At 71.2% G+C, this 24,109-nt stretch carries 24 protein-coding genes; 9 read left to right on the top strand and 15 right to left on the bottom strand.

Annotation, left to right across the window (positions count from 1 at the left end; genetic code table 11):
* Positions 1-77: 77 nt before the first annotated feature.
* A complete protein-coding gene (locus FKN01_RS06585; RefSeq protein WP_143617365.1) occupies positions 78-1,658 on the top strand; it encodes a DHA2 family efflux MFS transporter permease subunit in 1,581 nt (526 codons plus the stop codon).
* Here FKN01_RS06585 and FKN01_RS06580 read toward each other — a convergent pair.
* The 3 genes from FKN01_RS06580 to FKN01_RS06570 form a co-directional block, all read right to left on the bottom strand.
* A complete protein-coding gene (locus FKN01_RS06580; RefSeq protein WP_143617363.1) occupies positions 1,652-2,299 on the bottom strand; it encodes a response regulator transcription factor in 648 nt (215 codons plus the stop codon). The genes FKN01_RS06585 and FKN01_RS06580 overlap by 7 nt on opposite strands.
* A complete protein-coding gene (locus FKN01_RS06575; RefSeq protein WP_143617361.1) occupies positions 2,299-3,381 on the bottom strand; it encodes a sensor histidine kinase in 1,083 nt (360 codons plus the stop codon). Before FKN01_RS06575 ends, FKN01_RS06580 begins: the two co-directional genes overlap by 1 nt.
* 132 nt (positions 3,382-3,513) lie before the next feature.
* On the bottom strand, positions 3,514-4,488 hold the full coding sequence (locus FKN01_RS06570; protein ID WP_143617359.1) for a UbiA family prenyltransferase: 975 nt from the start codon (positions 4,486-4,488) through the stop codon (positions 3,514-3,516).
* Between the two features lie 230 nt (positions 4,489-4,718).
* On the opposite strand from FKN01_RS06570, the gene FKN01_RS06565 reads away from it, so the two are divergent.
* The gene (locus FKN01_RS06565; RefSeq protein ID WP_143617357.1) at positions 4,719-6,521 is read left to right on the top strand and encodes a BTAD domain-containing putative transcriptional regulator; all 1,803 of its coding nucleotides are present in this window, start codon (positions 4,719-4,721) and stop codon (positions 6,519-6,521) included.
* Between the two features lie 141 nt (positions 6,522-6,662).
* Here FKN01_RS06565 and FKN01_RS33010 read toward each other — a convergent pair whose 3' ends face one another.
* Both FKN01_RS33010 and FKN01_RS33005 read right to left on the bottom strand, forming a co-directional pair.
* Positions 6,663-6,986 (bottom strand): hypothetical protein, encoded by a 324-nt coding sequence (locus tag FKN01_RS33010; protein ID WP_260696811.1) that lies wholly within the window; start codon positions 6,984-6,986, stop codon positions 6,663-6,665.
* Positions 6,869-7,627, bottom strand: coding sequence for a helicase-associated domain-containing protein (locus FKN01_RS33005; protein WP_260696808.1), 759 nt, complete (start codon positions 7,625-7,627; stop codon positions 6,869-6,871). The genes FKN01_RS33010 and FKN01_RS33005 overlap by 118 nt, the downstream gene beginning before the upstream one ends.
* A 446-nt stretch (positions 7,628-8,073) precedes the next feature.
* Between FKN01_RS33005 and FKN01_RS06550 the strand changes: the two genes are divergently transcribed.
* The 3 genes from FKN01_RS06550 to FKN01_RS06540 all read left to right on the top strand — a co-directional run bounded on the left by FKN01_RS06550 (position 8,074) and on the right by FKN01_RS06540 (position 10,859).
* Complete coding sequence (locus FKN01_RS06550) at positions 8,074-8,988, top strand: FAD-dependent oxidoreductase (RefSeq protein WP_143617355.1); 915 nt, start codon at positions 8,074-8,076, stop codon at positions 8,986-8,988.
* Between the two features lie 515 nt (positions 8,989-9,503).
* Entirely contained in the window at positions 9,504-9,917 is a 414-nt protein-coding gene (locus tag FKN01_RS06545) for a hypothetical protein (RefSeq protein WP_143617353.1), read from the top strand.
* Between the two features lie 675 nt (positions 9,918-10,592).
* Positions 10,593-10,859 (top strand): hypothetical protein, encoded by a 267-nt coding sequence (locus FKN01_RS06540; RefSeq protein WP_143617351.1) that lies wholly within the window; start codon positions 10,593-10,595, stop codon positions 10,857-10,859.
* 548 nt (positions 10,860-11,407) lie between these two features.
* On the opposite strand, the gene FKN01_RS06530 is transcribed toward FKN01_RS06540, so the two are convergent.
* Genes FKN01_RS06530 through FKN01_RS06495 form a run of 8 tightly spaced genes read right to left on the bottom strand, consistent with a single transcriptional unit; the run spans position 11,408 to position 18,542 of the window.
* Positions 11,408-12,001, bottom strand: coding sequence for a histidine phosphatase family protein (locus FKN01_RS06530; RefSeq protein ID WP_143617347.1), 594 nt, complete (start codon positions 11,999-12,001; stop codon positions 11,408-11,410).
* A complete protein-coding gene (locus tag FKN01_RS06525; protein ID WP_143617345.1) occupies positions 11,994-12,743 on the bottom strand; it encodes an SDR family NAD(P)-dependent oxidoreductase in 750 nt (249 codons plus the stop codon). Before FKN01_RS06525 ends, FKN01_RS06530 begins: the two co-directional genes overlap by 8 nt.
* Entirely contained in the window at positions 12,728-13,864 is a 1,137-nt protein-coding gene (locus FKN01_RS06520) for a hypothetical protein (protein WP_143617343.1), read from the bottom strand. The genes FKN01_RS06525 and FKN01_RS06520 overlap by 16 nt, the downstream gene beginning before the upstream one ends.
* Complete coding sequence (locus FKN01_RS06515; RefSeq protein ID WP_143617341.1) at positions 13,861-15,009, bottom strand: glycosyltransferase family 9 protein; 1,149 nt, start codon at positions 15,007-15,009, stop codon at positions 13,861-13,863. The genes FKN01_RS06520 and FKN01_RS06515 overlap by 4 nt, the downstream gene beginning before the upstream one ends.
* Positions 15,006-15,581, bottom strand: coding sequence for a phosphoribosyltransferase (locus tag FKN01_RS06510; protein WP_143617339.1), 576 nt, complete (start codon positions 15,579-15,581; stop codon positions 15,006-15,008). The genes FKN01_RS06515 and FKN01_RS06510 overlap by 4 nt, the downstream gene beginning before the upstream one ends.
* A gap of 46 nt (positions 15,582-15,627) precedes the next feature.
* Positions 15,628-17,427, bottom strand: coding sequence for a DUF4254 domain-containing protein (locus FKN01_RS06505; protein WP_143617336.1), 1,800 nt, complete (start codon positions 17,425-17,427; stop codon positions 15,628-15,630).
* Positions 17,424-18,071, bottom strand: a complete 648-nt coding sequence (locus tag FKN01_RS06500; RefSeq protein ID WP_143617334.1) for a hypothetical protein — start codon at positions 18,069-18,071, stop codon at positions 17,424-17,426. Before FKN01_RS06500 ends, FKN01_RS06505 begins: the two co-directional genes overlap by 4 nt.
* A 3-nt stretch (positions 18,072-18,074) precedes the next feature.
* A complete protein-coding gene (locus tag FKN01_RS06495) occupies positions 18,075-18,542 on the bottom strand; it encodes an NUDIX domain-containing protein (protein ID WP_143617331.1) in 468 nt (155 codons plus the stop codon).
* A gap of 550 nt (positions 18,543-19,092) precedes the next feature.
* On the opposite strand from FKN01_RS06495, the gene FKN01_RS06490 reads away from it, so the two are divergent.
* From FKN01_RS06490 to FKN01_RS06475, 4 genes are read left to right on the top strand one after another with little or no spacing between them, the layout of a single operon-like run.
* Entirely contained in the window at positions 19,093-19,890 is a 798-nt protein-coding gene (locus FKN01_RS06490) for a hypothetical protein (protein WP_260696801.1), read from the top strand.
* Positions 19,891-19,915: 25 nt separating this feature from the next.
* Positions 19,916-20,485: an isochorismatase family cysteine hydrolase gene (locus tag FKN01_RS06485; protein ID WP_143617327.1), complete on the top strand. Its 570-nt coding sequence runs from the start codon at positions 19,916-19,918 to the stop codon at positions 20,483-20,485.
* 4 nt (positions 20,486-20,489) lie between these two features.
* Positions 20,490-21,404, top strand: a complete 915-nt coding sequence (locus FKN01_RS06480) for an FAD-dependent oxidoreductase (protein ID WP_143617325.1) — start codon at positions 20,490-20,492, stop codon at positions 21,402-21,404.
* A gap of 49 nt (positions 21,405-21,453) precedes the next feature.
* A complete protein-coding gene (locus FKN01_RS06475; protein ID WP_143617323.1) occupies positions 21,454-21,867 on the top strand; it encodes an NUDIX hydrolase in 414 nt (137 codons plus the stop codon).
* A gap of 46 nt (positions 21,868-21,913) precedes the next feature.
* Here the strand turns inward: FKN01_RS06475 and FKN01_RS06470 are convergent, their stop codons facing one another.
* Together FKN01_RS06470 and FKN01_RS06465 are read right to left on the bottom strand one after the other, a co-directional pair.
* A complete protein-coding gene (locus tag FKN01_RS06470) occupies positions 21,914-23,632 on the bottom strand; it encodes a relaxase/mobilization nuclease domain-containing protein (RefSeq protein WP_143617321.1) in 1,719 nt (572 codons plus the stop codon).
* Positions 23,629-23,970 carry a plasmid mobilization relaxosome protein MobC gene (locus FKN01_RS06465; protein ID WP_143617319.1) on the bottom strand — a complete coding sequence of 114 codons (342 nt, stop codon included), beginning with the start codon at positions 23,968-23,970 and terminating at the stop codon, positions 23,629-23,631. Before FKN01_RS06465 ends, FKN01_RS06470 begins: the two co-directional genes overlap by 4 nt.
* Between the last annotated feature and the right edge of the window lie 139 nt (positions 23,971-24,109).

Here is a 24,109-nt window from a genome sequence, read left to right as displayed (position 1 = left end):
CGCCCGCCCGGTGTCCCGGGCCCCGCCACCGCACGACCCCCAGTCCGATCCACCACGCACCCGAAGGACGACCCCGTATGTCCCTGGACCAGAGAACCGAGCCCCCGGCGCCGGCTGCGGACCCGACCCCCGGGGCGGAGCCCGTGCCCGCCCCGGACCCGACCTCTCCGGCGCACGAGGCCGGCCCGGGTACCGCGCCCGACGCCGCCGCGGACGGGAGGCAGGCGGCCGGCCGCGACGCCGCGGCGGCAGCGGCCACCCGCACCGCGATCCTCACCGTCGCCGTCGCCGTGGGCGGGGCCTTCCTCGCCCAGCTCGACACCACCATCGTCAACGTCTCGCTGGCCGACACCTCCGCCCGCTTCGGCGCCATCACCCAGGTGCAGTGGGTCGTCACCGCCTATCTGCTGGCCCTGGTCGCCCTGATGCCGGCGGCGGGCTGGCTGGCCTCCCGGTTCGGCATCCGGCGCACCTTCATCGCCTCCGTCGCCGTGTTCGGGGCCGGGTCGGCGGCCTGCGCCCTCAGCACGACCCTGCCCGAACTGATCGCCGCGCGCGGCCTGTCCGGCGCCGCCGCCGGTGTGCTGGTCCCGGTGGCCACCATGCTGCTCACCAGCGGTATGCCGCGGGAACGCCTCGGCCAGGTGCAGGCGTTGAACGGCAGCGTCATGCTGATCAGCCCGCTGCTCGGCCCCACCGTCGGCGGTCTCCTGGTCAACGCCTGGGGCTGGTGGGCGGTGTACGCCGTCAACATCCCGCTGTGCGTGGTGCTGTTGGTGGTGGCGCTGCGCCGCGTCCGCAAGGACGCCCCGGCCGCCGCCGACGGTGGCCGCCGCCCGCTCGACGTACTGGGGCTGCTGACCGCCGCCGCCTGCACGGTCGGGGTCGTCCTCGCCGTGCATTCCTTCTCCGAGACCGGGCTGTCCGCGCACCCGGCGACGCTCGTGCCGCTGGTGCTGGCCGTGGTGAGCGGCATCGTCTTCGTACGCCACCAACTGCGCTCCGCGACACCGCTGCTGGACCTGCGGCTGTTCGCGCACCGCGTCTACCGCACGGCCGCGATCAACATCTTCTGCCTCGGCTTCGTCCTGTTCTCCCCGATGATGCTGATCCCGCTGTACTTCGAGTCGGCGCGCGGCGAGAGCGCCGTCACCACCGGGCTGCTGATGTCGGCCGGCGGCACCGGGGTCGTCGTCGCGGGCCTCGCGTGCCGTCCGATCATGAAGAAGATCGGCGGCGGCACCACCGTGGTGATCGGAATCCTCCTCACCATGCTGGCCACCGCCCCCCTGACGGCCCTGTCGTCCAGCACGTCGTACGTGCTGCTGTGCGCGGCGCTCGCGGTCCGGGGCCTGGGCACGGGTCTGACCATCGTGCCGGCCATGACCCGCGCCTTCGAGTCGGTCGAGCCGCGCTCCATCCCCGACGCCTCCGCGCAGCTCAACCTGGTCCAGCGGATCGGCGGCACCTTCGCCCTGGCCGTGGTCACGGTCGTCCTGGACCGTGCCGCGGAGTCCCGTCACGGGCTCGTGCCGGCCGCGTTCGCCGACTCCTTCGGCCTGCTGCTGGCCGTGTACGCGCTCACCCTCGCCCCGGCCGCAGCCCTGCTGATCGCCGACCGCCGGGAGAAGGCCGCGCGGGCCCGGGCGGATCAGTAACGCCGGTGCGGCAGCATCCGGTTGACCGCGTCCAGCCGGGAGCTGGCGCCGAGCTTGTCGAAGATGTTCCGCAGGTGGCGCTTGACCGTGCCCTCGGTGATCCCGAGCCGGCTCCCGATCTGGCGGTTGCTCAGGCCCTGGGCGACCAGCTCCATCAGCTCCTGCTCCCGGAGGGTGAGCGTGCCGGCGGCGGCGGGCTCCCGCTCGGGGCCCGAGGGGTTCTGCTTGCGCGGCAGGAACATCGTCGTGCCGCCCGACATCGCGCTGCGGATCGCGGAGACCAGGACCTCCCGGTCGGCCTCCTTGTGGAGGTAGCCCACGGCACCCGCGGACAGCAGCGCGTCGATCAGCTGGCGGTTGTCGTGCATCGTCAGGATGATCACCCGGGCCTCGGGCGCCGCCTGGCGGATTCCGCGCAGGTTGGCGAGCGGGCCGGGCCCCGGCATCTCCACGTCGAGCAGCACGAGGTCCGGCCGGTGCAGGCCCGCCATCCGTACCCCGCCGGGGCCGTCGTCGGCCTGCGCGACGACCGTCAGCCCCTCGTACATCTCCAGGAGTTCGCACAGTGCCTCGCGCAGCAGGCGGTGGTCGTCGACGGCGAGCACCCGGATGTCACGGGATTCGGCCGCTTCCGCGTCCATCAGCAGTCCTCCCGGGTGCCGTCCAGCGGGATGCGGAGCTGGACGCGCGTCCCCCGGCCGGGCTCGCTGATCAGCTCCAGCGTCCCGCCGAGGGCGGTCACCCGCTGCCGCATGGCGGTGAGACCGGTGCCGTCGCCCTTGCCGTCGCGTGCGGGCGGGAGCCCGACCCCGTCATCGGTGACGGTGGCGTGCGCGGCGTCGGGGAAGAGGCTGACGAGGATGTCGATACGGCCGGCCCTGGCGTGGGCGAACGCGTTGCGCAGGGCTTCGCGGACCACGAGGAACAGTTCCTGGCGGGTGTGTTCGGGCAGCCAGGACTCGTCGCCGTCGATACGCGAGACGACTTCGGCCGGCCGGTCGGAGGCGGCGGCGCTGTACGCGTCGATCTCCTCCTTCAGCCCGTCGTGCAGCTCGTTGACGCGCAGTCCGCTGACCATGGTGCGGGTGAAGGTGAAGACGTCACGCAGTGCCTGCCGGGCGTCCTGGAGCCGGTCGCGCGTGGAGGCGACGCCCTTCTCCTGCTCCATGACGTACAGGTCGAGGCAGCGCAGCGCCAGGCTGATGCTGCTGCCGATGTGATCGTGCAGGTCGCGGGCGAGCTGGTGGCGGCGGGCGGTGCTGGCCTGGCCGACGCCGCGCAGGGTCACCGACTCGTAGCCGATGGCCGCGGCGCTGACCCGCGCGAAGATGCCCTCGTGCAGCATCCGCACGGCGGTCAGGAAGCGGGAGAGCGCGACGTCGGGAGGGAGCTGGGCGGCGGCCTCCGTCATCGTCTCGACCGCCACGTCGAACAGCACGCGGGCCGCGTGCACCGAGTCGATCGGCGAGACCTTCTCGAAGGAGCGCTGCACTCCGAGCGCCATCGAGGTGAGTTCGGCCTCCGCGGCGACCTGTACCGGCGTTCCGTGCAGAGTGGCGATGCACTCACCGAGTATCTGCCGGCCCTGCTTCTCGCAGGAGACCCACAGCTCCGGACGCAGGACCAGCGGGTTGGTGGTCTTGCGCAGGCCCTCGGCGTAGCGGGCGACGGCGGAGTCGACCAGACGGGACCGCTCGATTGCCGGGTCGGCTGAGAGTTCCACGGTGCCCCCTCGCTATGGGGAGTCAGCGGGACCGGGACGGCCCAACTCCCCCCGAATTACCCGCCCGGCGTGGATCATACTATTTGAGCCACCTGCCGAAAGGCGAGCCCCGAAGGGGGCCGGCCGCAAGGCTCAGACCAGGACGATCGCCGCCAGCGCGGACAGATGGACGGCGTACTGCGTGACCATCCAGCTGCGGTACGGGGCACGGTGACCGCCTCCCGCGATCCGCTGGTCCCCCGGCCGGGGCGCCCGGCAGCGTCCCGCCACGCACAGGGCGCCCGCGGCGAAGACGACGGCGGCGGCGTCGAGCGGCACCTCGTGCACCCACAGGGCGCCGGCCGTCAGGGCGAGGGTCAGGGTGACACCGGAGACGGCGCAGAAGCGCCGGGCGCTGTGCTCGCCGCGCACGACGGCGAGGGTGCGCCGGCCGGCGAGCGCGTCCCCCCGGGTGCTGCCGAGGTCCTTGGCGACGGCCGCGATCAGCCCGACACCGAGCGAGAGCACCAGGGCGAAGACGGTCGCCTCGGCGCTGAGCGGGCTGCCGGAGGACGCGATCCCGGCGAGATAGGTGGTCACGGCGGCGGCGCAGGTGACCGCGGAGGCCGACCAGGAACGGCACTTGGCGGCGATCCGCGGCGCGGAGTAGGCGTACCCCAGGGCGAGGAAGACGGCGGCGGCCTCGGCCACCCGCCACCCCGCTGCGCAGCCGAGGAGCAGCCCGGCCACCGCGGTCACCACCACGGCCCGGCGGGCCGCCGCCTCGGTCAGCAGGCCGCCGGCCAGCGGGCGCCGGGACCCGTTGGCCCGGTCCTCGCACAGGTCGCTCACCCCGTTGAACACGTACACGCTCACCGTCGCCGCCCACCAGGCCGCCGCGCCGACGGCCAGGTGCGGGGCGTCGGGGCGCTGGTGCGCGGCGGACGCCGTCAGGAGCGCGCCGGTGACGAACCGCAGGACGAACATCACCTGCACGAGCGGCCGGGCCTCCCGAAGGCACAGCCGCACGGTGCGGACCGTCGAGAGGAGGGAGGACCAGGGCGCGTCGAACACGCCGTAGTCGTCGGTGGACGTGGTGGAGAGGCGAGGCGTAAGGGCCTGTGTCATGGGGGGAACCTAAGGCTGGAATTCGCCGTTCCGACGTGTCACTTCGGAGGTATGGCGTGTGCCTTGGGGAGTACTCCCGTTGAACGGCAATCACCGTTCCGACGTGTCACTTCGGAGGTACGGCGTGTGCCTTGGGGAGTACTCACATTGAACGGGGGAACCCCGCGCGCCTAGCGTCGTCGGTGTCGTAATCACGCTGCACGATGGGGAAACGTCGGGGGTGACGGGAGATGGATTTCCTGGTTCTGGGTCCGGTGGAAGTACGTGAGTCGGGGGCGCCGGTCCGGCTGCGTGGAATGCGTCGCCGCCGGCTTCTCGCGCTCCTTCTGCTGAACGCGGGACACGCGGTGTCCATGGACGTCCTGGTGGACGAATTGTGGGAGGACCCGCCCGCGTCCGCCCGCCACCAGGTGCACAACGCGATCCGCGATCTGCGCGCCGCCCTGACCGGCTCCGAGGGCGCCGGGCTCATCACGGTGGACGTGGGCTACCGGCTGGACGTACCCGCCGACGCGGTGGACGCGCAGCGTTTCACGGACTGGGTCCGGGCGGCCCGCACCGCCCGGCGGGAGGGCCGCGACGCCGAGGCGATGCGGCTGCTGCAGGCGGCGGTCGACCTGTGGCGCGGCGCCGCCTTCGCCGACATCGACTGCCCGTTGGTGACCGCCGTCGCGGCCGGGCTCGACGAGCAGCGGCTGACCGCCGTCGAGGAGTTGATGGAGCTGCGGCTCGCGGCCGGTGAAACGGGCTCCCTGGTGGCCGAGCTGTCCGCGCTGACCAGCAGGCACCCCTTGCGCGACGCCCTGCGCGGCAGCCTGATGCTCGCGCTGTACCGGAGCGGCCGGCAGGCCGACGCGCTCGCCGTCTACGACGAGGGCCGCCGGCTGCTCGCGGACGAGCTGGGCCTGGAACCCGGCCCCCGGCTGCGCCGCCTGCAGACGGAGATCCTCGCGGACGCCCCCCAGCTGCAGCGCCGGACGCCCGCGCCCGGCCGGCTCCCCGTCGTCCGCTCCGTCCGGGACAACTACCTGCCGCGCGACCTGCCCGACTTCACGGGCCGCGCCGCCGAGCTGGCGCGGCTCGACCGGGCCCTCGACGACCCGGGCGCCGGTTCCCCCCGCACGGTCGTGATCGACGGCATGGGCGGCATCGGCAAGACGGCACTCGCCGTCCATTACGCGCACCGCCGCACCGCGGACCACCTCGACGGCCAGTACTACGTCGACCTGCACGGTTACAGCCCCGTGCGCGCTCCGCTGGCTCCCGAGGAGGCGCTGGGGGTGCTGCTGCGCTCCGACGGCGTCGAGCCCGGCAGCCTGCCGGCCGGCCTGGCCGAGCGCAGCGCCATCTGGCGGTCCCGCCTCGCGGGCCGGCGCGCCCTGCTCGTCATCGACAACGCCGCCGACGCGGCCCAGGTGGCCCCGCTCCTGCCCGGCGCGGGCGACACCCTCACCCTGATCACCACCCGCCGCAAGCTCACCGCGATGGACGGCGCCCTCTCGCTGCCCCTGGGCCCGCTGGCCCCGGCGGAGGCGGAGGCCCTCTTCCAGCGGGTCGCGGGGGACACCCGCACGGACCCGTTCCTGAGCCGCACGGTCGCCCTGTGCGGGCACCACCCGCTGGCCCTGCGCATCGCGGCGACCCGCCTGCGGGACCGCCCCTCGTGGACCGTGCCGGACGTGGCGGCACGCCTGCGCACGAGCGGGGGCCGGGCCGGCTTCCTGCGCACCGCGGACCGCGACCTGATGTCCGTCCTGGCCCTCTCCTACGCCCACCTGCCCGTCGAGGCCCTGGAGTTCACCCGGGCACTCGCGCTGCATCCGGCCGCCGTCCACGACATCCCCCAGGCCTGCGCCGCCACCGGCCTCGCCCCCTCGGACGTGGAGCGCCTCTTCGACACCCTCCTCGACCACAACCTGGCCGACGAACCGACCCCCTCCCACCTGGCGATCCCGCTCCTCCTCCGGGACTGCGCCCACACCGTCACCCTCCCCTCCCGCGACACGGCCCCCCAGCTGACGGCAGTGGCGTAAACCCGCCCCGCCGACCGGACGCCCCGTGCGCGCTGCCCCCACACGCTCTCCCACGTTCGCCCGGGGGCCCGGGCCGAAACCGCCGGGCGCACGACACCCACCGGTCCCCGGGCCGCCGCACCACTGCATGGCCCGGTCTGCCTACGCGGGCATGACGTGGTGAACACGGGACAGCGTGAAGACGCGTTCGGCGTCCCGCAGACGGCACCAGGCTTCGAGGTGGGGCGGATCGAGTCGGATGCGGCTGAGGGTGCGCACGGTGTGGCTTCCCGAAGCGGCGGTGTATCCGACGGCGATGGCCGTGCCGGTGTCGATGGCGTGGGCGAGCTGGCGGACGTCCGTGTACGTCAGCTGTGTCGCGTACCAGGCGACGATCTCCTCGGTATCCGTGCCGAAGGGGACCCCGGTGCCGAAGGGATCGGGCTCCGGGGCGGTCGGCGGGGCGGCCAGCAGCCGGGCCGCCACGGCGCACGAGTCGGCGACGGCCGGTGTCTTGGCCGCCCGGTACGTCGGGCGTCCGGTACCGGCCTCGGCGACAGCCTGCGCGGGGCCGGAACGGTGGCTGCCCGGCGAGGGGGCACCCTCTCGACGCGTACGGTCCCGTCCGGTGCCTCGGCCACGGGTGCGTGGCCGCAGTCCCGGAGCGCGGAGAGGCCCCGGTGCGCGCGGAGTTCGGCCAGGAGCGCCGGTTCGTCGCCGTGGATGACGCAGGCGGCAGGGGCGATGCGCACGTGGCCGTGGCGACGTGCGGCATCGGCGATGAGGTAGGACAGAGGCTGAGGCAGAGCCCCATCGGCGATGGCGGTCAGCTCGACCGAGATCTCGTCCGGAGCGTGACCGGCGTCCAGTGCGCGGCGCACGCTGGCGGTGCTGAACCGCCAGAGCGAGGCCGTGCCGCTGACCTCCCGGTCCGCGGTCGCGTCCAGAAACTGCGCGAGGCGTGCCGAGGGCGTGCCGGTGACGACGGCCGTGAGATCGCCGCCGAACCGGGCCGTGTCGGTGGCCGCGGGCAGCAGGAGCCGGCACGCGGCGGTCAGTTCCTCGGAGTCCCCGGCCGACAGCGCCGCACCGAGCGGGGAGAGGGCGCCTCGGGCGATGACGCCCATCAGCTCGGCCTCGCGGATCGCCGCGGCGAATGGCGTCTCGTCGTGGAACGCCGGATGAGCGAACGGACGGTGCCATGCCACGAGCGGCCCCAGATCCGCGGCAGCCTTCGCGCCCTGGCCTTCGGCCGGCGCCGCCGCCGCTTCGAGCAGCCCGTGCCGAGCCTGTAGACAGCCGCTGCAGGGAGGAGCACCGGTCACGGCGGGGAGCGCCTTGCCGTCGTCGCTGCTGTTACAGGGTTCCCAGCTCACCCCCGTTTGCTCGGGCGGGGGGTGGCTGCCGGCGGACTTCGAGCGGCGATGCGCAAGCATGGGTCGCCCATGTCGACCTGCTGGGCAGCCGGCGTCGGATGGCCCGCCGCCTGACCGGAACGGCCAACTTGTCACCACGGACCGCGTGGCCGGCCAACTCACCGCGTACGCAGGGGCCCCGGTGCTGGAATAGCCCCATGGGCGACACGCTGCACGACACGGATCTGATCATCATCGGCGGCGGCCCCGCCGGATGCGCTGCCGCACGTATGGCCGCCGGCGTCGGCATGGGCTCGGTTCTGGTCGAGCCGGACCGGCTGTGCCGGAACCTGTACCGGATTCCGGCCCTGAACAACGTCCTCGGCGGCCACACCGGCGGCCCCGGGCTGGCCGACGCCATCGTTGCCGAGCTGAGGAGCACGGAGCTGTGCCGCCTCGCGCTCGGCCGGTACGTCACCGAGCTCCGCGCTGACGACGACCAGGTGGCCGCCACGTTGGACACGGGCGCTTCCCTCACCGCCCCGTACGCCGTCGTCGCCACGGGCGTCGGCCCTCTCCAGCCCGGTGACGCGCCCTGGATCACCGCCCCCGCCGGCCTGACCCTGCCCGTGCTCTGGCAGGCCGACGCCGACGACGCCCGAGGCCGGACCCTTCTCGTCCTCGGCGGCGACCGTCCGATCGGCACCTTCCTGCGTGCCCACCCGACCACGGACACGCGCCTTCTGGTGGCGTACCCGGCGACGGACGCGTACAAGACCGACGAGATCCGCGACGACCCACGAGTCACTCTCCTCCCCGTAGATCACCTGACGCTGCACGGTGGAGAAGGTGCCCAGCTGTCGGCCGAGGCCGTAGGAAGGGACGGTATCCACCGCACGGTCACGGCGGACGCGGCCTTCCTCAGCCTGGGAAGCGCCCCCGCCGCCCCACCCGGAGACCTGATCCGTGGCACGGACGGCTACTGCCCACCCACCGCCCAGCACCCCCGCCTCATCGTGGCCGGCGACCTCCGCTCCGCCCGCTTCCAGCGGATCATGACCGCCCTGGGCTCCGGCAGCGAGGCGGCGCTGCACGCGTACTACGCGGCCAGGGACCTGCCCATCGAAAGGTGAGGCCACGGCCGTGAGACGGGGCCGCAGACGTCTGGGCGAGGGCGTCAAGCGCTTCCCCGGTGGCGGCGGTCTGCTCCGGAACCGCCGCCACACACGTCGAAGGGCCCCCCCGCGACCGGTGGGGCCCTTCGACAACGTGCCCGGTGAGGCACTGGCGGAGGATACGAGATTCGAACTCGTGAGGGGTTGCCCCCAACACGCTTTCCAAATGTTCGTATGGGGGTCCGGCGGGGGCCGTGGGCGTCCTGACCTGGGGTGGAGCGGGTGGTGGCGGCGCCCTTGAACGGCGCCGGACGGGGGCGAATGAGACCAGAACTGAGACCAAGGTGCTCGGTGTTCTGCCTGGTCAGGCGCCGCATTCGAGCCCAGCCACGTGCCGATCAGGAGCCGGTGTCGCCTGCCTGGCTGCGTGGCCCTTTCGGGATCTGTGTATGCGGATTGTCCCCTCGGAGTGTCAGTGGTGCCCGGTAGGTTCTGCTGCGGCACGCCAACACGGACGGGGAGAGATCTCGATCATGTACGACGCCGAATTAATGGCCGTGGCCACCGGTGCGGCCGGCACGCTCGTCGCGGCCATAGCCGCGTCAGGCGCTGAGAAGATGCGCCTGAAGGTCGCGCACTTCTTCCGCCTGGCCACTCCGGATCAACAGAGAGCGGCTGCCCAAGCAGTGGATGACACCGCCGCGCAGCTCACCTCGCCCTCTGCAGAGGCTCAGGAGCTCGCAGCGACCGTCTGGGCGCAGCTCATTGCCCAATACCTTGCCGAGCACCGCGGCGCCATGAGTGAGGTGGACGAACTCGCGATGCCCGCTCCGGCGGCCTCGAAGGTCTGGAACCAGCACAACACCGGCGCCGGCACGTTCATCGGTGGTGACGTCCACGGTGGCATGACCGTCAACTACGGCGGGGCGTCAGATGGCGGACACTGAGCACCGGGAACAGCACAACCACGGCTCCGGCACGTTTGTGGGCGGTGACGTCCACGGTGGCCTCTGGCAAGTCTTTCTCGCGTCCCATGGGAAAAGGACGTCCGGCAATCCTAAGCCGACGAAGCGGCAGCCCGAGCAGGACGACGAGGATGAGGATGATTACGAGGGCGTCCTGGATTCCCTGATGGGGACTGCATGGATCGCCGCTTCGGCTGGTCTGGCGGTCGTCTATGCGGTCATGGGCTGGCCTTGGAACGACCACGAACCGACTCCGGGCATCGCTGCTCGCATCGGCGGAGGGCTCGTGGCCTTCTATGCCTGCTTGGCCGCAGCGGCCGCCCTTTTCGCCCGTCTCGCTCAGGTCTTCGAGCTCTGGTCGGAGCAATGTGCCATCACGGCTACGCAAAGCCGAGGTCGGTTGGTTGCCAGGCCCCCTGCGTCCATGTCCAGGGCTATGGCCGGCTTGACGACAGCCGCGGCTGTTGCAGCCGAACTGCTTGCGTCTCTGTATGGCTGGTCCTCTTACGGGGGCGAAGTCTCGCAACGCGCGCATTTGGCCCGTCTCAACGCAGCCGCCAACGCGAATTCGGCTCGCGCCGCGGCGAAGAGGCCCAGGACGTAGTCACGGGCTGTCGGGCCTCGCCTTCAGCTGCTGGCGGGATTCCTCTGCGCCGAGTGCCCGGCCGCTTCTCGACCGTCGCTCGCCCAGCCACCGCATGCGAAGCGACCCATACGGTCTTCGAGGATGACCTGGAGACGTATCTCGCCGAGCACTGGCCAGCGTGGACTGAGCGGCGCAAGGAGCTGGCGAAGCAGGGCGATGGCTACGTGGCCGACTGCAAGCACGCCCCGACCTACGCCGAGGCCGCTCGTACTGCTGGCGGAGAACCGAAGCTCCTGTACTCGCTGCTGGAGAACGTGATGGCGCTGGTCAGTTACTGAGGTGGGTGGACAAGCACGCGAAGCTCCTGGTCGGCACGGGTGGTCTTGATTGTGAACCCGTCTACCAGGAGCTTCAACGTTGCGCATAACCCGCCAACCGCCGTTCCATGCCGGCAGGTTGGAATGGCCTCACTTGCTCGGACAGTTGCGCTTATCGTGTCCGTGGTAGTTGCACACGCTGCACTTCCCAGAGTTGGAAGGGACGTCACACGACCGCTTGTCGTGCCCTCCCTCGCCGCACCAAGAGCAAGTGCGGGTCCCGCTCGCGCTCATTTTTGCCCCCCATCCCGTCCGTGGCTAGCTGCCCTCGTGTGGGGGAGTTTAACGCCGCGAACCCGTTGGTTTGGCGTCTTGTCAGACTTCTGGGCTCATGACCTTCCGCGCCGGGGCGGTTGCCTGCTGCTGTTCGAACAACCGTACGTGACAAGTGGGTTGACCTTCGGCACGCTCTAACTCGATTTAAATGCGCGTGGCATGTAGATGAACTGCTGGGGGTACAGGCGGCCAGAGTCCAACAGGTCATCGGCGTCGGACGGCCCGTGCGCCTCTCATCGGTCAGGTCTTTGAAGGCGCAAAGCCGTGGACTGGAAGGGGGTGAACAGGTGGCGCTCGGTGAACTGCCACGGGGTTCGCGCGGCGGTGACGAAGGCGGCAGGGCCCTCCTGAAGGTGGGTGAGGACGCCCAGGAACAGGGTGTGGGAGACCGCCAGGAGGGGGCCGTGGCGTTGGGCGGTGTGGTGGAGGAAAGTGGCGCAGTGGCGGGCGCGGGTGTGGAGGTCGGTGAGGCTTTCGCCGTCTTCGCAGCGTAGAGATGGATTGGCGAGGCGCCGGGCCCGCCAGGCGCGATAGGCGGGCGGGTAGGTCTCGGCACTCCGGCCTAGGACGATGCTTGGGGCGCGCCACTCGGCGAGGAGGCCGGAGGTGGCCACGATCGGCAGGCCCGTGAGATGCGAGACGAGGGTGGCCGTCTGGCGGGCACGGGGAATCGGGCTGGTGACGATCGCGCTGATGCCCTCGGGGAGGGGGAGCGAGCGGCACACCTGGTCGCGGCCCTCCTGCGTGAGGGTGGCTTCGTGTGGGGCATGGTAGCCGGGGCGGTGGCCTTCGTAGGCGCCGTGGCGCATGAGCCAGATGTCAGCCAAGGATCCAGCCTCCGTCGACGCGCAGGGTCTGGCCGGTGATGAAGCCGGCGTCCTCGGTGGCGAGAAAGGCGACGGCCGCGGCGACGTCTTCCGGTCGGCCTCGGCGTTGTACGCACTGGCGGGCGAGCTGGCGGGCGGTCATGGCCTCCGGGTCATCGACGACTGCGTCTTCGGCGGGGACGCGGATGGAGCCGGGAGCGACGCAGTTCGCGGTGACGCCGGCGGGGCCGAGTTCGCGTGCGAGAGCGCGGATGAGTCCTTCGAGGCCGGCCTTGGCACTGATGTAGCCGGCGAGGTCGTGGCGGCCCGCAGTGGCGAGGACCGAGCCGATCGTGATGACGCGGCCCCAGCCGGTGGCCGTCATGGCTGGGGTGAGTTCGTGGGCGAGGAGATAGTGGCTGGTCAGGTTGGTGGCCAGGGTGTCCTCCCAGTGGGTCGGTGTCGTCTCCGGCCATGATCGGCGCGGGTAGGCACCGGCGTTGCTGACCAGGATGTCCACCGGGCCCAGCGCCTCTTGGGCTCGACGACACAGGGACCGTACGGCCTCGGCTTCTCGAAGGTCTGCCGACAGGGAGATGCAAGAGGGGAGGGAGTCTGAGAGCTCTCCTGCTGTCCGGTCGTCGTCGAAGTGAGCGAGCGCGATTGCGGCGCCGTCGGCTGCGAGGCGGCGGGCGATGGCCGTGCCGAGTCCGCCGGTGGCTCCGGTGACCAGGGCGGTGCGGCCGTTCAGGGGGCCGGGCATGGCGACTCCAGGGGGCAGAAGTAGGTGGCGGGGTCGAAGGCGGGGCTCATCGCTTCGGCGAGCCGGGCGAGGAGGACGAGCCGGTCCGCTGGAGCCAGCTCGGCGAGGTTGTAGACGCCGAGGATGCGCATGGCCAGGTAGGGGCGGAGAAGGTTCGCCAGGTCCGCACCGGGCCAGAGACGGTCGGCGACCGGTCGTACGAGCTGGTTCCAGTACGTGATCACGGCGGTACGCCGGGGAGCCGCGAGCCGTGGGGCGTAGTCGATATGGATGGTGCTCGTGGTGTGCTCGATGTCCGCTCGTCGGATCTCGGGGGCGTTGTCCGGGACGCGGGCGAACGTGGCGGGGTGGTCGGCGAAGGCCGCCGGGTTGTACGTGGGCACGAGCCAGCCGCCGAGGGCGGAGGCGTACCAGAGGAAGTTGGCGAACTCGCCGGGGATGCTGTTCATCCCGGCGGTGTCGTAGTCGAACCAGGCGAGTGGGTGGGCGAGGTTGACGTCGGTGGGGTCGCCCTGGGTGAGGGCCGCCCAGACCGGCTCGGTCGCGGCGAAATGAGCCCGGAGCCAGCGAAGGGTGGCAACCCAGTCCAAGTGGTGCCGACGGCCGTTGATGTTCAGGGTGTAGGTGCCGAGGCGGGAGACCGGGACATCGATGAGGCCGTCGGCGATCGGGAAGTCCTTGCCCCCGTAGTACTCGTCGAGTCGGCCGCCGGGGGCCGCACGGTCCCAGTACAGCTTGCGTACCACGCGTGTCGGGTCGGTGGGCCTCGCCGTCGCGAGGATGGACTCGCGGTACGCGGCCGTGAGCTGATCCATGTAGGCGCGAAGGTCGCTGCTCGCCTCGTCGGCGTTGAGGAGATCGAGCAGGAGCCCGTGATCGGTGCCGCCGGGCAGACGTTCGTACGCGAGGAGCCGCCCACCCGGCACACGCAGGTGGGCGTGGAGGGTAGGCACCCGGTAGTGCTCGGCCAGACGTGCGTGCCCGCGAACCTCGGCGCGGCTTCCCACCGGGTCGCGCGTGTACTTCAGGAGCAACGGGCGGCCGAGGAGGTCGACGGGACAGAGCAGGTTGCGGGTGAAGCGCCGCACCGGGCCGAGCCGCAGAGGGCTGCGGAAGGTCATGGCCGCACCCCGTTGAGCAGATCGAGGCACACTCGGGCCAGTTCGGCGGGCGGGAAAGCGTCCATGTGAACGTCCACGTCCGGAGGAATGGCGTCCCGGACGGGGCAGAGGTCGCCCTGGTGCATGCGGTCGGACAGGTCGGTGGCGACGGCGTGGTGATGGGGGAGCCCGGTACGCCACTTGCTGTGACTGTGGCGCGCGTACAAGCCGATGACGGGCTTCTCGGGACTGCGCGTCATCGCGGCGAGGTGGGTGAGGCCGGTGTCGTTGCCGACGATCAGGTCGCAGTGCGGGAAGAGATCGGCGAGCTGTTCGGCCGGCACCCCGTCCAGGTGGAGCACCTGAACGTGGCGTCGCGGGGCCTCTGCGCTGACGCGGAAGCCGTCTTCCGCGTTGCCGCCGATGAGCAGCAGCCGGGCCTGTGCTTGCTGGGCTTCGGCGATCTGCTCGGCGAGGGCGATGTACCGCTGGGCGGTGTAGTCCTTGCGCTCCGGCCAGCTGGTGGCGGTGATGGCTGCGATGGTCAGGCCGCCCAGCCAGCCCACCGATCGCAGCTCCTCCACGAGATCATTCGGGCCGGTCGCGAGGGTCTGCGCGAAGGGAGCCGTGCCGGGGAGGCGGATACCGAGGCGGCGTTCGAGCGCCAGGTAGTGGCGGGCCGGCAGGTCCGGGTGGGCGCGGCCGTCGCTCGACCAGCAGGGCGGGGCCGCTGGATCGAGTACCAGGCTCACCACTGCTTGGGAGCCGTGCGCCTCGATCCCCGCGCGGTCTCCGATCACCGCGCGTCGACCGTGGGGCGTGGTGACTGGGCGGTGAGCGATCAGCCCGGTCCGGGCGATCAGCCCCGCGTACGGCCCCACCGCCCGGACGGACGTACGAACCGACCGCAGCCGCAGCCAGTCGAGCACCGCGCGGACCCCCGACAGAGCGAGGAGGGTGTCGCCGAGCTTCCCCTCGAAGGCCACAACGACCTCGCCGCACCCGCTCAGGCGGTGGACGAGCTCGGCGGAGGCAGTCAGCGGGAGCGGCGCTCCGATGGGGACGCTGCCACGGTCGTACCCCAGCGGGGTGGTGTGGACGGCCCCGGCGGGGACGACCGCGGAGCCGTGGTTGAACCGGACCCCTGGCAGGGCGACCGAGCTCACGCCGGGCCCTCGATCGTGGTGAGCGAGACCAGCGGTAGCTCCAGCTCGTCGAGCAGTGCGCGGGCTCCGCGCGTGGTGTCCTCCACCAGGCAGGCCGCCGCCAGCGGGACGGCGCCGGCCTCGCGAAGACGGCGGGTGAGGTCGGCCAGGGTCCGACCGGTGGTGATCTCGTCGTCCACGATGACGATGTGCTGTCCCGGAGCGATGCCGTAGGCGAAGACGTCGGTACGCATGGCGTGCGGCTCGCTGAAGCGGACCGCGCCGTCCAGAGGGAGGTGCAGCTTCCAGGCGATCTTGTACGGGAGGCGGGCGGCGTCGGCGAGGGAGACGGTGGGCAGGATGCCGCCCGCGTCCAGGCCCAGGAGGAAGTCCACGGAGCCGGCGCCGTCCGGCAACTGCTCCTGGAGCAGACGCCACAGATCGGCCCCCGTGCTGGCGAGGGTGTCGGGATGCACCGGGCTTTCCAGGCCGTCCAACGAGTGGATGACACGCTCGCGGCGGCTCGTGGCTCCGACGCTGAGCCGTTCGACGATTCGGGCGGAGAAGGGCGGCAGGGTGACGGTTTCGGGCATGACGAAGCTCCTGTCGGTGGAGAGGGGAGAAGGAGAGGTGCGTGGTTCAGGCGGCGAGCTGGAGGGCGTACCAGGTGAGGAGCTGGTCGACCGCCGCGGTGACGGGCTTGAGCACGAGCTCGGTGTCACCGTCACGCCAAGCGTTCGCGACCTCGGCCAGAGGAGGGACGGCGAGGGCCGTCAGGCCCGGCATACGGGAGGCGGCGGCGAGGATCCGGTCGGGGCCGGACTCCCACTGGTTGTGCTCGCGCAGGAGAAGGCGGCAGGCGAGCACGAGGTGCTTGTAGAGCTGCCGCAGGGCGGTCGCCCCCTCCGCAGTACGCAGACGGCGCATGGTGAGCATGACCTGGGGCAGTTCGCGGACGGCGGCGAACGCGAGCTCGTCCCGGCTGATCGTCGGAAGTTCGAGGTCGGATGCCGCATGCAGGACGGGGCTGCCTTGCTGGAGCTGGTGAAGGACGAAGGCCAGGCGCGGAGTGAGGCGTCGGGCGGTCAGTTCTCCGGGCGTGACGAGGGTGGGGCCGAGAGAGGCCGCACTGCCGACGGCCGTCCGGTACTGCTCCAGGGCCTCATGGATCCCGCCGATGACCTCGTGCTCGGCGATCACCATGAGGTCCAGGTCGGACCAGCCGGCGATCCAGGTGCCCTCTCCGGGGCTTCCGGTCAGGGCGACGAGCCGTACGCCGGGTCCGTACGCCCGCACCGCATCGGTGAAGTCGGCCGTCGCCGACGCGACTGCTGCCGGAAGACCGAGCCCGTACGGGGTGGCCACGCGCAGCGCAGGCGTGGAGGGCGGGGCAGCGATGCGCCGGAGGCGGGCGCGAAGGGCTGCGATGCTGCCGGTGTTGTCGATGACGTGGTCGGCCAGAGCGGCGACCTGGTGGGCGCCGCGGCTCATCTTGATCTCGTCCTTCGCGGCGACGATCTGGGCCGGAGTGCCCGACCGCTCGACGCGTACGGCGAAGGAGGCGTCCAGGTAGACGATCCGGAGCGTGTCGCCCATGAGCTGCTTGAGCTCGGCGATCGAGGCATCGTCGTGGACGGACTCGATGGTGAACAGCTTCGTGTCGACGTGGGCGTCCGCGAAGCGGTTCAGCTCCCCGAGGAGCAGTTCGGCCTGCCGACGGGCCGAGAGTGCGTACGGGTCCGCGAGCCCTTCCCGATGGGCTGCCTGCCGTAACAGGAAGCCGATCTTGAGGCGTTGGGCGCCGCAGGTCCGCTGGACGAACTGTGCGCTGGTGCTCTTCCCGCACTCGCTCAGCCCGCCGAAGGCGAGTACCCGGCGCAGATGCCGACTCGGCTTGATCTCCGTCGGAGCGACGTCCTCCCGCCCGTACAGCTTGAAGCGGGCTGGCACGGGGAGCCGACGACGGCCGGCGACGACATCGGAGACCAGCGCGTCGAGAGCGGCGCACAGCTCCTCACGTTGCCCGTGAAGGGCCGGGACACGTCGCGCGGCCAGCTCGTCGCGGCCGGCCGCACGCTCGCTGTGCCAGATCCGCAGCGTCAGCACCGACATGCGGTCGACGACGGAGGCGAGCGTCTCGGTGTGCAGCGGCACATCGGCACGGCCCGCGTCCGCCAGCGAGCCGAGCACTTCGTCGGCCCGTTCGGCGAGGGCGTTGCGTTCGGCGTTGAGCTGGTCGATCTCTCGCTTGCAGTCGGCGACCTGGGCGGCGGAGAGCAAAGCACTGCGCACCCGGTCCTCGGTGTCCCACAGACGCCCGTTGACGGTGTGGAGCCGGGTGACGGTGTCGTCCAGGCGCTGCCGGTCCTTGTCCTGGAGGGTGGCCATGGCGCGGGCGAGCCCCGGAGGTAGTACCAGGGGCGGGGAGTTCTGAGTCATCGGGGACCCCCGTCGGTGAGTGGAGTGAGGTCAAGGTGATCGAGTACGTCGCTGTGCACGTCGTCCAGGGAGCGGTTCTCGCAGTCCACGACGGCGGCGTACGTGCCGTGGCCGGCCTGGTGAAGCAGAACGGCGTGCAGTGTCTTCTGATAGGCCGGGTAGATTCCGGTCCACGGGCGGCCCTCGCGGGCGCTGGTGATGGCGTAACTGCGCTCGGCGTCGAAGGACGCGAGCAGCAGCACCGAGGTCTCCGATGCGGTGGCGCGCGAACCGGCTATGTCCGTCACGGTCTTGAACGCCTCGACCACCGTCAGCCCGTCCTTGACCACGCATGTCGCGGTGGCCACAGCGAGGAGCATGGGCAGGCCACGGTCCAGCAGTCCCGTACGACCGGGCTCGCGTGCGGCGGCCCGCTTGGCGTGACCGACAAGCAGCATCTCCGTCAGCTCGACCGTCGTGGACGTCTCGAACCACCACCGGGCGTAGTCGCCGGCCGCTACCCGCGCCCAGGGCTCGGGGTCGTGCTCGTGGACAGCCCCCAGCGGCTGAAAGGCGTGTCGGCGCGCGGCCAGCCGATCGAGGTGAGTCGTCTTGCCGACGTTGTCAGGGCCGTTGAGGCTGACGAAGTCCGGTAACCGCTCCATCGCTCATGCCTCGCGGATCGGTGTGTCGAGGACGGAGGCGATCGCGTCGGTGTTCGTGGCGATGAACTCGGCCAGCTCCGGCGGCATCAGGTTCAGCTCACGGACGGCCTGGGCGGTGAAGGGCACCCGGACCACCTCGTACCCGCCCCGCCCCGGCTTGTCGAACTCGGTGCCCGTCCGTGCGGCCAGGTCCATCGATTCCAGGCGCGCCGCGAAGATGTGCTGGACTCCGACGCCTCCCTCCAGCGCGTCGGTGATGAGGTGCACGAGCTCGGCGCGCTTCAGCTTGCCGCCCAGCTCCTCGAACACCTCCCGGTGCAGAGCCGCCTCGATGGTCGCGTCCTCGTCCTCGACGCCTCCGCCGACCGACACCCAGTACGGCTCCCTGCCGGGCTTGGTGCGCTTGATGAGGACCAGTTCGTCGCCGTCGAGAAGGATGGCGCGTGCGTTGCGCTTGACGATGTCGGTCATGCCGTTTGCTCCTTGGGTGTGTAAACCGGAGAGAACGGGCGGAGAGGCGCTTTTTTGGCTGTGGCCACTTTCCCCGGTTCGTGAATACAGCATGGTGCAAACTGATCGCTGAGTGTGACGCACGGGTGCTGCAGCAATGCCGCAGTAATGCCGAACAGGACTGCCCGCACGGGGTGTTTCGGCGTTTCACCAGGTGACGGACGGGGGTACGACGGTGGTGACTGTGCAGAGATGGTCCGGGCGCGAAGCACGGCTGCTGCGCGAGGTTCTTCGCATGAGCCTGCGTGACTTCGCCGCCTACCTCGGAGTCAGTGACCGGACCGTGTCGAACTGGGAGGGCGGTGGCGCGGGTTACCAGCCGCGTGCCGAGTCCCAGGCTGTGCTCGACACCGCTCTCGACCATGCGTCGGGCGAAGCGCAGACGCGGTTCGCGGCGGCGCTGGGAACGAACGGCGCTGCTCCACCCGTGACAGGCCGAATCGAAGTCGACTCCCACAAGTTCCTGCCAGTTTTCATCGGCGTCGAACGCGCCGGCCGCCTCCGTGCACACATGAGACCGAGTGCGCACGGCGAGTGGCTGGAGTCCTCCTCGGCCCGCGTCGACCACCCCGAGGCACAGGAGTGCGTCCTTCACGTCTTCGCGTGCGGGGTGGCCGTCTTTCACCTCGTTCAGCCGCACCAGCCTGCCGCGCTCACCGACCTCGCGGTCTGGCGGTACCGCTCCTACGCCTCCGACCTTCCCTGGGCACGAGACAAGCTCCGCGACCTCCTGGACGAGAAACCCGCGCGCGTTCCCAACCCCGAATACGTCCTCTCCCTCTACTGGCTCACCTCGGGCCCCTGGTCCGGCGACACCCACGACATCGCACTGCGCCTGCTGTCCACGCCCTCTGTCCTGGTCGACCGCGGCGCCTCGGACGGCCCCGCTCCTCTGGGCGGTGCGGTCGAGGAGTCTCTCCTCGCCAACGGCTTCGACCACCCCGACATCGTGTCCTTCGGCGTAAGGGGTGTGTCCACCGCCTACGCGGGCTGGTCCGGCGTCGCCTATGCGTCCCACTCCCGCGAGCGCAGCCTCACCATCGACGAGTTGGTCACCTGCGAACTGACCGTCCAAGCCCTCTGGTGCTTCACCCGCCAGGTGCAGCAGATGATCGAGGACGGCCAGGACCCCTCCATGCCCGAGCAGTACGGCTGGCGCTTCCTGCGTGCCGCCTCCTCCCGGCTCACCACCGCCCGAGCCCAGGAGACCGCTCAACACGTTCTGATGCGGGAGGCCATCATGAAGACCAGCGGGCTGGCCGAACGGCTGCGCGCCGCGCAGGACGCTCTGCGAGAGGGCGTCGGGTGAGAACACAGGGCAGGAGAAGCAACGGATGGACATCGGCAGCGCCGCGCTGGTCGTGATCGACATGCAGAACGGCTTCGTGAACGAGCGAAGCCGTCACGCAGTGCCTGCGGTCTCCGATCTCGTCGCCCAGTGGACCGGCGCCGGCCGACCCGTGGTCTTCACCCGGTACTTCAACTTTCCGGACAGCCCGTACGAGCGCTTCTTCCAGTGGCGCCGACTCCAAGAACCACCTGAAACCGACATCGTCCCCGAACTCGCGGAGGCGGCAGCCCGCGCGCACGCGGTCGTCGACAAGACCGGCTACACGCTCTTCACCCCCCAGGCAACCGAACTAGTCTGCAGGGGCGGCTGGACCGACCTCGTCTTCTGCGGGATCGCCACCGAGAGTTGCGTCCTGAAGTCCGCGGCCGACGCCTTCGAACACGGCTACGCACCCTGGATCGTCACCGACGCCTGCGCCAGCGACGCCGGTCCTGACGTACACGACGCCGGCCTCGTCGTCGCCCGCCGCCTGATCGGAACCGGCCAACTTGTCACCACGGACCGCGTGGCCGGTCAACTCACCGCGTACGCCGGGGCCCCGGTGCTGGAATAGCCCCATGGGCGACACGCTGCACGACACGGATCTGATCATCATCGGCGGCGGCCCCGCCGGATGCGCTGCCGCACGTATGGCCGCCGGCGTCGGCATGGGCTCGGTTCTGGTCGAGCCGGACCGGCTGTGCCGGAACCTGTACCGGATTCCGGCCCTGAACAACGTCCTCGGCGGCCACACCGGCGGCCCCGGGCTGGCCGACGCCATCGTTGCCGAGCTGAGGAGCACGGAGCTGTGCCGCCTCGAACTCGGTCGGTACGTCACCGAGCTCCGCGCCGACGACGACCAGGTGGCCGCCACGTTGGACACGGGCGCTTCCCTCACCGCCCCGTACGCCGTCGTCGCCACGGGCGTCGGCCCTCTCCAGCCCAGCGAAGCGCCCTGGATCACCGCCCCCGCCGGCCTGACCCTGCCCGTGCTCTGGCGGGCCGACGCCGACGACGCCCACGGCCGGACCCTCCTCGTCCTCGGCGGCGACCGCCCGATCGGCACTTTCCTGCGCGCCCACCCGACCACGGACACGCGCCTGCTCGTGGCGTACCCGGCGACGGACGCGTACAAGACCGACGAGATCCGCGACGACCCACAAGTCACTCTCCTCCCCGCCGATCACCTGACGCTGCACGGTGGGGAAGGTGCCCAGCTGTCGGCCGAGGCAGTGGGAAGGGACGGTGTCCGCCGGACGATCACGGCGGACGCGGCGTTCCTCAGCCTGGGAAACGCCCCCGCCGCCCCACCCGGAGACCTGATCCGTGGCACGGACGGCTACTGCCCACCCACCGCCCAGCACCCCCGCCTCATCGTGGCCGGCGACCTCCGCTCCGCCCGCTTCCAACGGATCATGACTGCCCTGGGCTCCGGCAGCGAGGCAGCGCTGCAGGCGTACTACGCGGCCCGGGACCTGCCCATCAAGGGGTGAGGCCCCGGCGTTGTGTATCAGGGGATGGCTCTTGGAGGGGGGAACCCTTGTGACCAGCAGGGCAGAAGTGGCGATCGCTGCTGCCATCGTTGCTCGGGACGCGCGCGTTCTACTCGTACAACGACGCGTGACGGAAGGCGCCCTGTCATGGCAGTTCCCGGCGGGAAAGATCGAACCCGGTGAAACACCCGAAGACGCCGCCGTACGTGAGACCCAAGAAGAGACCGGACTACGGGTGGCCCCACAGAAGGCGCTGGGACGCAGAGTGCACCCTCTGACGGGCAGGGAGATCCACTACATCGCATGTCGGCCCGTCGGGGGCGAGGCGGCCGTTGCGAGCGCTGGTGAAGTGGCCGACACGGTCTGGGCCACGCTCGGTGAGATTCCTCAGTACGTGCCGTACGGGCTGTTCGAGCCGGTGCAGCGCTACCTCGACGCTGCCCTGCCGAGCCAGCTTCCGTGAGACGCCACGAGCGTGGGGCTGGTGCGGCAGGGCAGGAACGTGCGGTTCAGCGTCGCCGTGGGGAGCCATTCAGCGGCATGACTTCGCTCCGGGGCACTGGCTCGGATGCGGCGACCGGGCGCTTCCCGTGAGTGGGCGGGACCTGGAGGTGCCGGGGGTCGGCAGGAAGGTCGGCTGACCTCCGTAGCCGCCACACGAGTACGTCACTCATGTGCGCCGCCGTGCCCAGTTCCCTACGGGCCGCTGCCTCGGTGAGCAGAGTGGTGGGGTTGTGCCCGGCTGCCTGAACTTCGTCGAGAGTGGCAACGAGAGCGTGCCAGCCGGGTTCGGCGATGATCCAGTGGGCCAGTTCAGGCAGGGCTTGCCGTACGAGGGCGGCATGGCGGTGTTGCTGGGAGGGAGCCATGCGCACGCCTCGCTGGTGAAGGACCGCCATCGGGCGCTCGGCGGCGGCCAGATAAGCCACGCGGAGATGTTCAGCAGCCCGGTGCGCGGCTTCGGCCTGCTGGGCATGCTGCTTCCCGGCGTGCCAGTGAGCGGCGGCAGAGACCAGAAAGAGGAGCATGTCGATGGCCATCGCGGTGGTGGCACCGTCCTCGCCTCGGCCGAAGGCTGGGCCACTCTGCACGAGGTCACGGGCGGCTCGGCGCAGGGCGTGGTCGTGGCCGCGTGAGGCACGTACGTGAGAGCGGGAAGCGCGCTCGAACGCGGCCGCTGCGGCTTGGAGCTCGTGGCGGGTGTGGGCCGCAGACGTCTGGGCGAGGGCGTCGAGCACTTCCCCGGTGGCGGCGATTTGCGCGGCGACGACGCCGTTCTCGCCGTGGTCGACGACGAACAGGGCCTGCCAGGCGGCGCTGGTGGCGCGACGACGGGCGGATGCAGGTCCGGTCACCGGCGGCAGGGCCGGCTGCTGGGCGGGGTGGTCAGGGTTCCCGTTCCAGCGTTCGCGGATACGGGGCAGGGAGAGATCCGGGGCGAGCTTGGAGCCGGAGTAGAAGACTGGCTTGCCCGTGGCATTGCGGTCGCCGGGGAGGGCGACGGTGTAGCCGAGGGGGTCGCCCGACGGTGCGACACGGCGTCGCACGAGCAGGCCGGCCCCGGCGAGGCGGTCGAAGAACTCCTCCTCGCTTCCGGCGCCGGCCACCGAGCGCCGGACCGCCTCCCGCAGCTCCTCGCGCGGGGTGCGTTGTCGACCTCGGCGTTCGGCCTTATGGCGTTCGGCGCTGGTGGGTCGCTTGGCGGCGGTGCCATCGCCCGGCGTGACCCGGCGCAAGCTGTAGTCCGCCTCGATGAGGCGGGCCTCGGCCTGAGCGCGGCGGGCTTCGTTGTGCAGGCGGGGCCGGCGGCCGTCGTCGCGGACCAGGGTGGCGACGATGTGGATGTGGTCGTCGGCGTGCCGGACGGCCGCCCACCGGCAGGTGGCGTCGTCGCCCTGGGGGTCGATGCCGGTGGCGGCGACCATGCGGCGGGCGATGGTTGCCCAGGCGTCGTCGGGCAGAACCGGGTCTTCAGGGCTGGCGCGTACGGACAGGTGCCACACGTGCTTGTCAGGGCGTCGACCGGCGGGCAGGGCGTTGACGGGCTGGTCGAGCAGCCGCTGCAGCTGCCCGTAGGTGGCCTGCGGATCGCGGCCCGGGTCGGGCATGAGCGGGTCGAAGGCCGCCACGAGGTGTGGGTCGATGTGCTCCTCGTGCGTGCCGGGGCCGTACAGGTACCGGATGAGGCCGATCGTCGCGCTGCCGCGCTTATGGATTCGAGGGATCATGCCGGGCAGCCACCGTCCCGGTGGGCGAGCAGGGTGTCGGCGGCGTCTTCCATCCGGCGGGCCGCGTTCAGGACGGCCTGAGCGGTGGCATCGAGGTGGGGTGCGTCGGCACCTGAGTTGAGTGCCTTGGCGACCTGATTGAACAGGCCATGAATCCGACCCAGGTGCCGGCGGGCGGCGAACACCTCATCAAGGACTTCCCGCTCGGTAGCGATCTCGGCCGCGGTGCGGGTCAGGTCGCGGGCCGCCTTGTCGACTGCGTAGGCGAGGAAGGCGGCATTGGTCATCTGGCACTGGGCGGCTGCGTCGGTGAAGCGCTGGTACTCGGCGTCGTTCATGCGGCAGCTGGGCTGGTGCAGGCGCTTTCGGGGCTTCGGCTGACGGGCGCGCTGGCGTCGCCGCGAAAGGGGCTCGGCCTGCCGTCCCGCTCCTGGCTGCGGTCCGCCCTCGGTCGCAGCCTGCCGGTCCGGCGCCCCC

This window comes from Streptomyces sp. 130 (genome assembly GCF_007096885.1).
In the GTDB taxonomy this organism is placed as follows: Bacteria; Actinomycetota; Actinomycetes; order Streptomycetales; family Streptomycetaceae; genus Streptomyces.
Note: the sequence above shows the minus strand (reverse complement) of the source record. Positions and strands in the feature narration are given on the sequence as shown.

What these genes read in the sequence shown, in the direction of transcription:
- FKN01_RS06470 (WP_143617321.1), bottom strand. Translation starts at nt 23,632, where the DNA reads ATGATCCCTCGAATCCATAAGCGCGGCAGCGCGACGATCGGCCTCATC.
- FKN01_RS06505 (WP_143617336.1), bottom strand. Translation starts at nt 17,427, where the DNA reads ATGACTCAGAACTCCCCGCCCCTGGTACTACCTCCGGGGCTCGCCCGC.
- FKN01_RS06550 (WP_143617355.1), top strand. Translation starts at nt 8,074, where the DNA reads ATGGGCGACACGCTGCACGACACGGATCTGATCATCATCGGCGGCGGC.
- FKN01_RS06465 (WP_143617319.1), bottom strand. Translation starts at nt 23,970, where the DNA reads ATGAACGACGCCGAGTACCAGCGCTTCACCGACGCAGCCGCCCAGTGC.
- FKN01_RS06570 (WP_143617359.1), bottom strand. Translation starts at nt 4,488, where the DNA reads ATGACACAGGCCCTTACGCCTCGCCTCTCCACCACGTCCACCGACGAC.
- FKN01_RS06580 (WP_143617363.1), bottom strand. Translation starts at nt 2,299, where the DNA reads ATGGACGCGGAAGCGGCCGAATCCCGTGACATCCGGGTGCTCGCCGTC.
- FKN01_RS06490 (WP_260696801.1), top strand. Translation starts at nt 19,093, where the DNA reads ATGAGACCGAGTGCGCACGGCGAGTGGCTGGAGTCCTCCTCGGCCCGC.
- FKN01_RS06485 (WP_143617327.1), top strand. Translation starts at nt 19,916, where the DNA reads ATGGACATCGGCAGCGCCGCGCTGGTCGTGATCGACATGCAGAACGGC.
- FKN01_RS06525 (WP_143617345.1), bottom strand. Translation starts at nt 12,743, where the DNA reads ATGCCCGGCCCCCTGAACGGCCGCACCGCCCTGGTCACCGGAGCCACC.
- FKN01_RS06565 (WP_143617357.1), top strand. Translation starts at nt 4,719, where the DNA reads ATGGATTTCCTGGTTCTGGGTCCGGTGGAAGTACGTGAGTCGGGGGCG.
- FKN01_RS06585 (WP_143617365.1), top strand. Translation starts at nt 78, where the DNA reads ATGTCCCTGGACCAGAGAACCGAGCCCCCGGCGCCGGCTGCGGACCCG.
- FKN01_RS33005 (WP_260696808.1), bottom strand. Translation starts at nt 7,627, where the DNA reads ATGGGCGTCATCGCCCGAGGCGCCCTCTCCCCGCTCGGTGCGGCGCTG.
- FKN01_RS06495 (WP_143617331.1), bottom strand. Translation starts at nt 18,542, where the DNA reads ATGACCGACATCGTCAAGCGCAACGCACGCGCCATCCTTCTCGACGGC.
- FKN01_RS06510 (WP_143617339.1), bottom strand. Translation starts at nt 15,581, where the DNA reads ATGCCCGAAACCGTCACCCTGCCGCCCTTCTCCGCCCGAATCGTCGAA.
- FKN01_RS06520 (WP_143617343.1), bottom strand. Translation starts at nt 13,864, where the DNA reads ATGACCTTCCGCAGCCCTCTGCGGCTCGGCCCGGTGCGGCGCTTCACC.
- FKN01_RS06545 (WP_143617353.1), top strand. Translation starts at nt 9,504, where the DNA reads ATGTACGACGCCGAATTAATGGCCGTGGCCACCGGTGCGGCCGGCACG.
- FKN01_RS06480 (WP_143617325.1), top strand. Translation starts at nt 20,490, where the DNA reads ATGGGCGACACGCTGCACGACACGGATCTGATCATCATCGGCGGCGGC.
- FKN01_RS06500 (WP_143617334.1), bottom strand. Translation starts at nt 18,071, where the DNA reads ATGGAGCGGTTACCGGACTTCGTCAGCCTCAACGGCCCTGACAACGTC.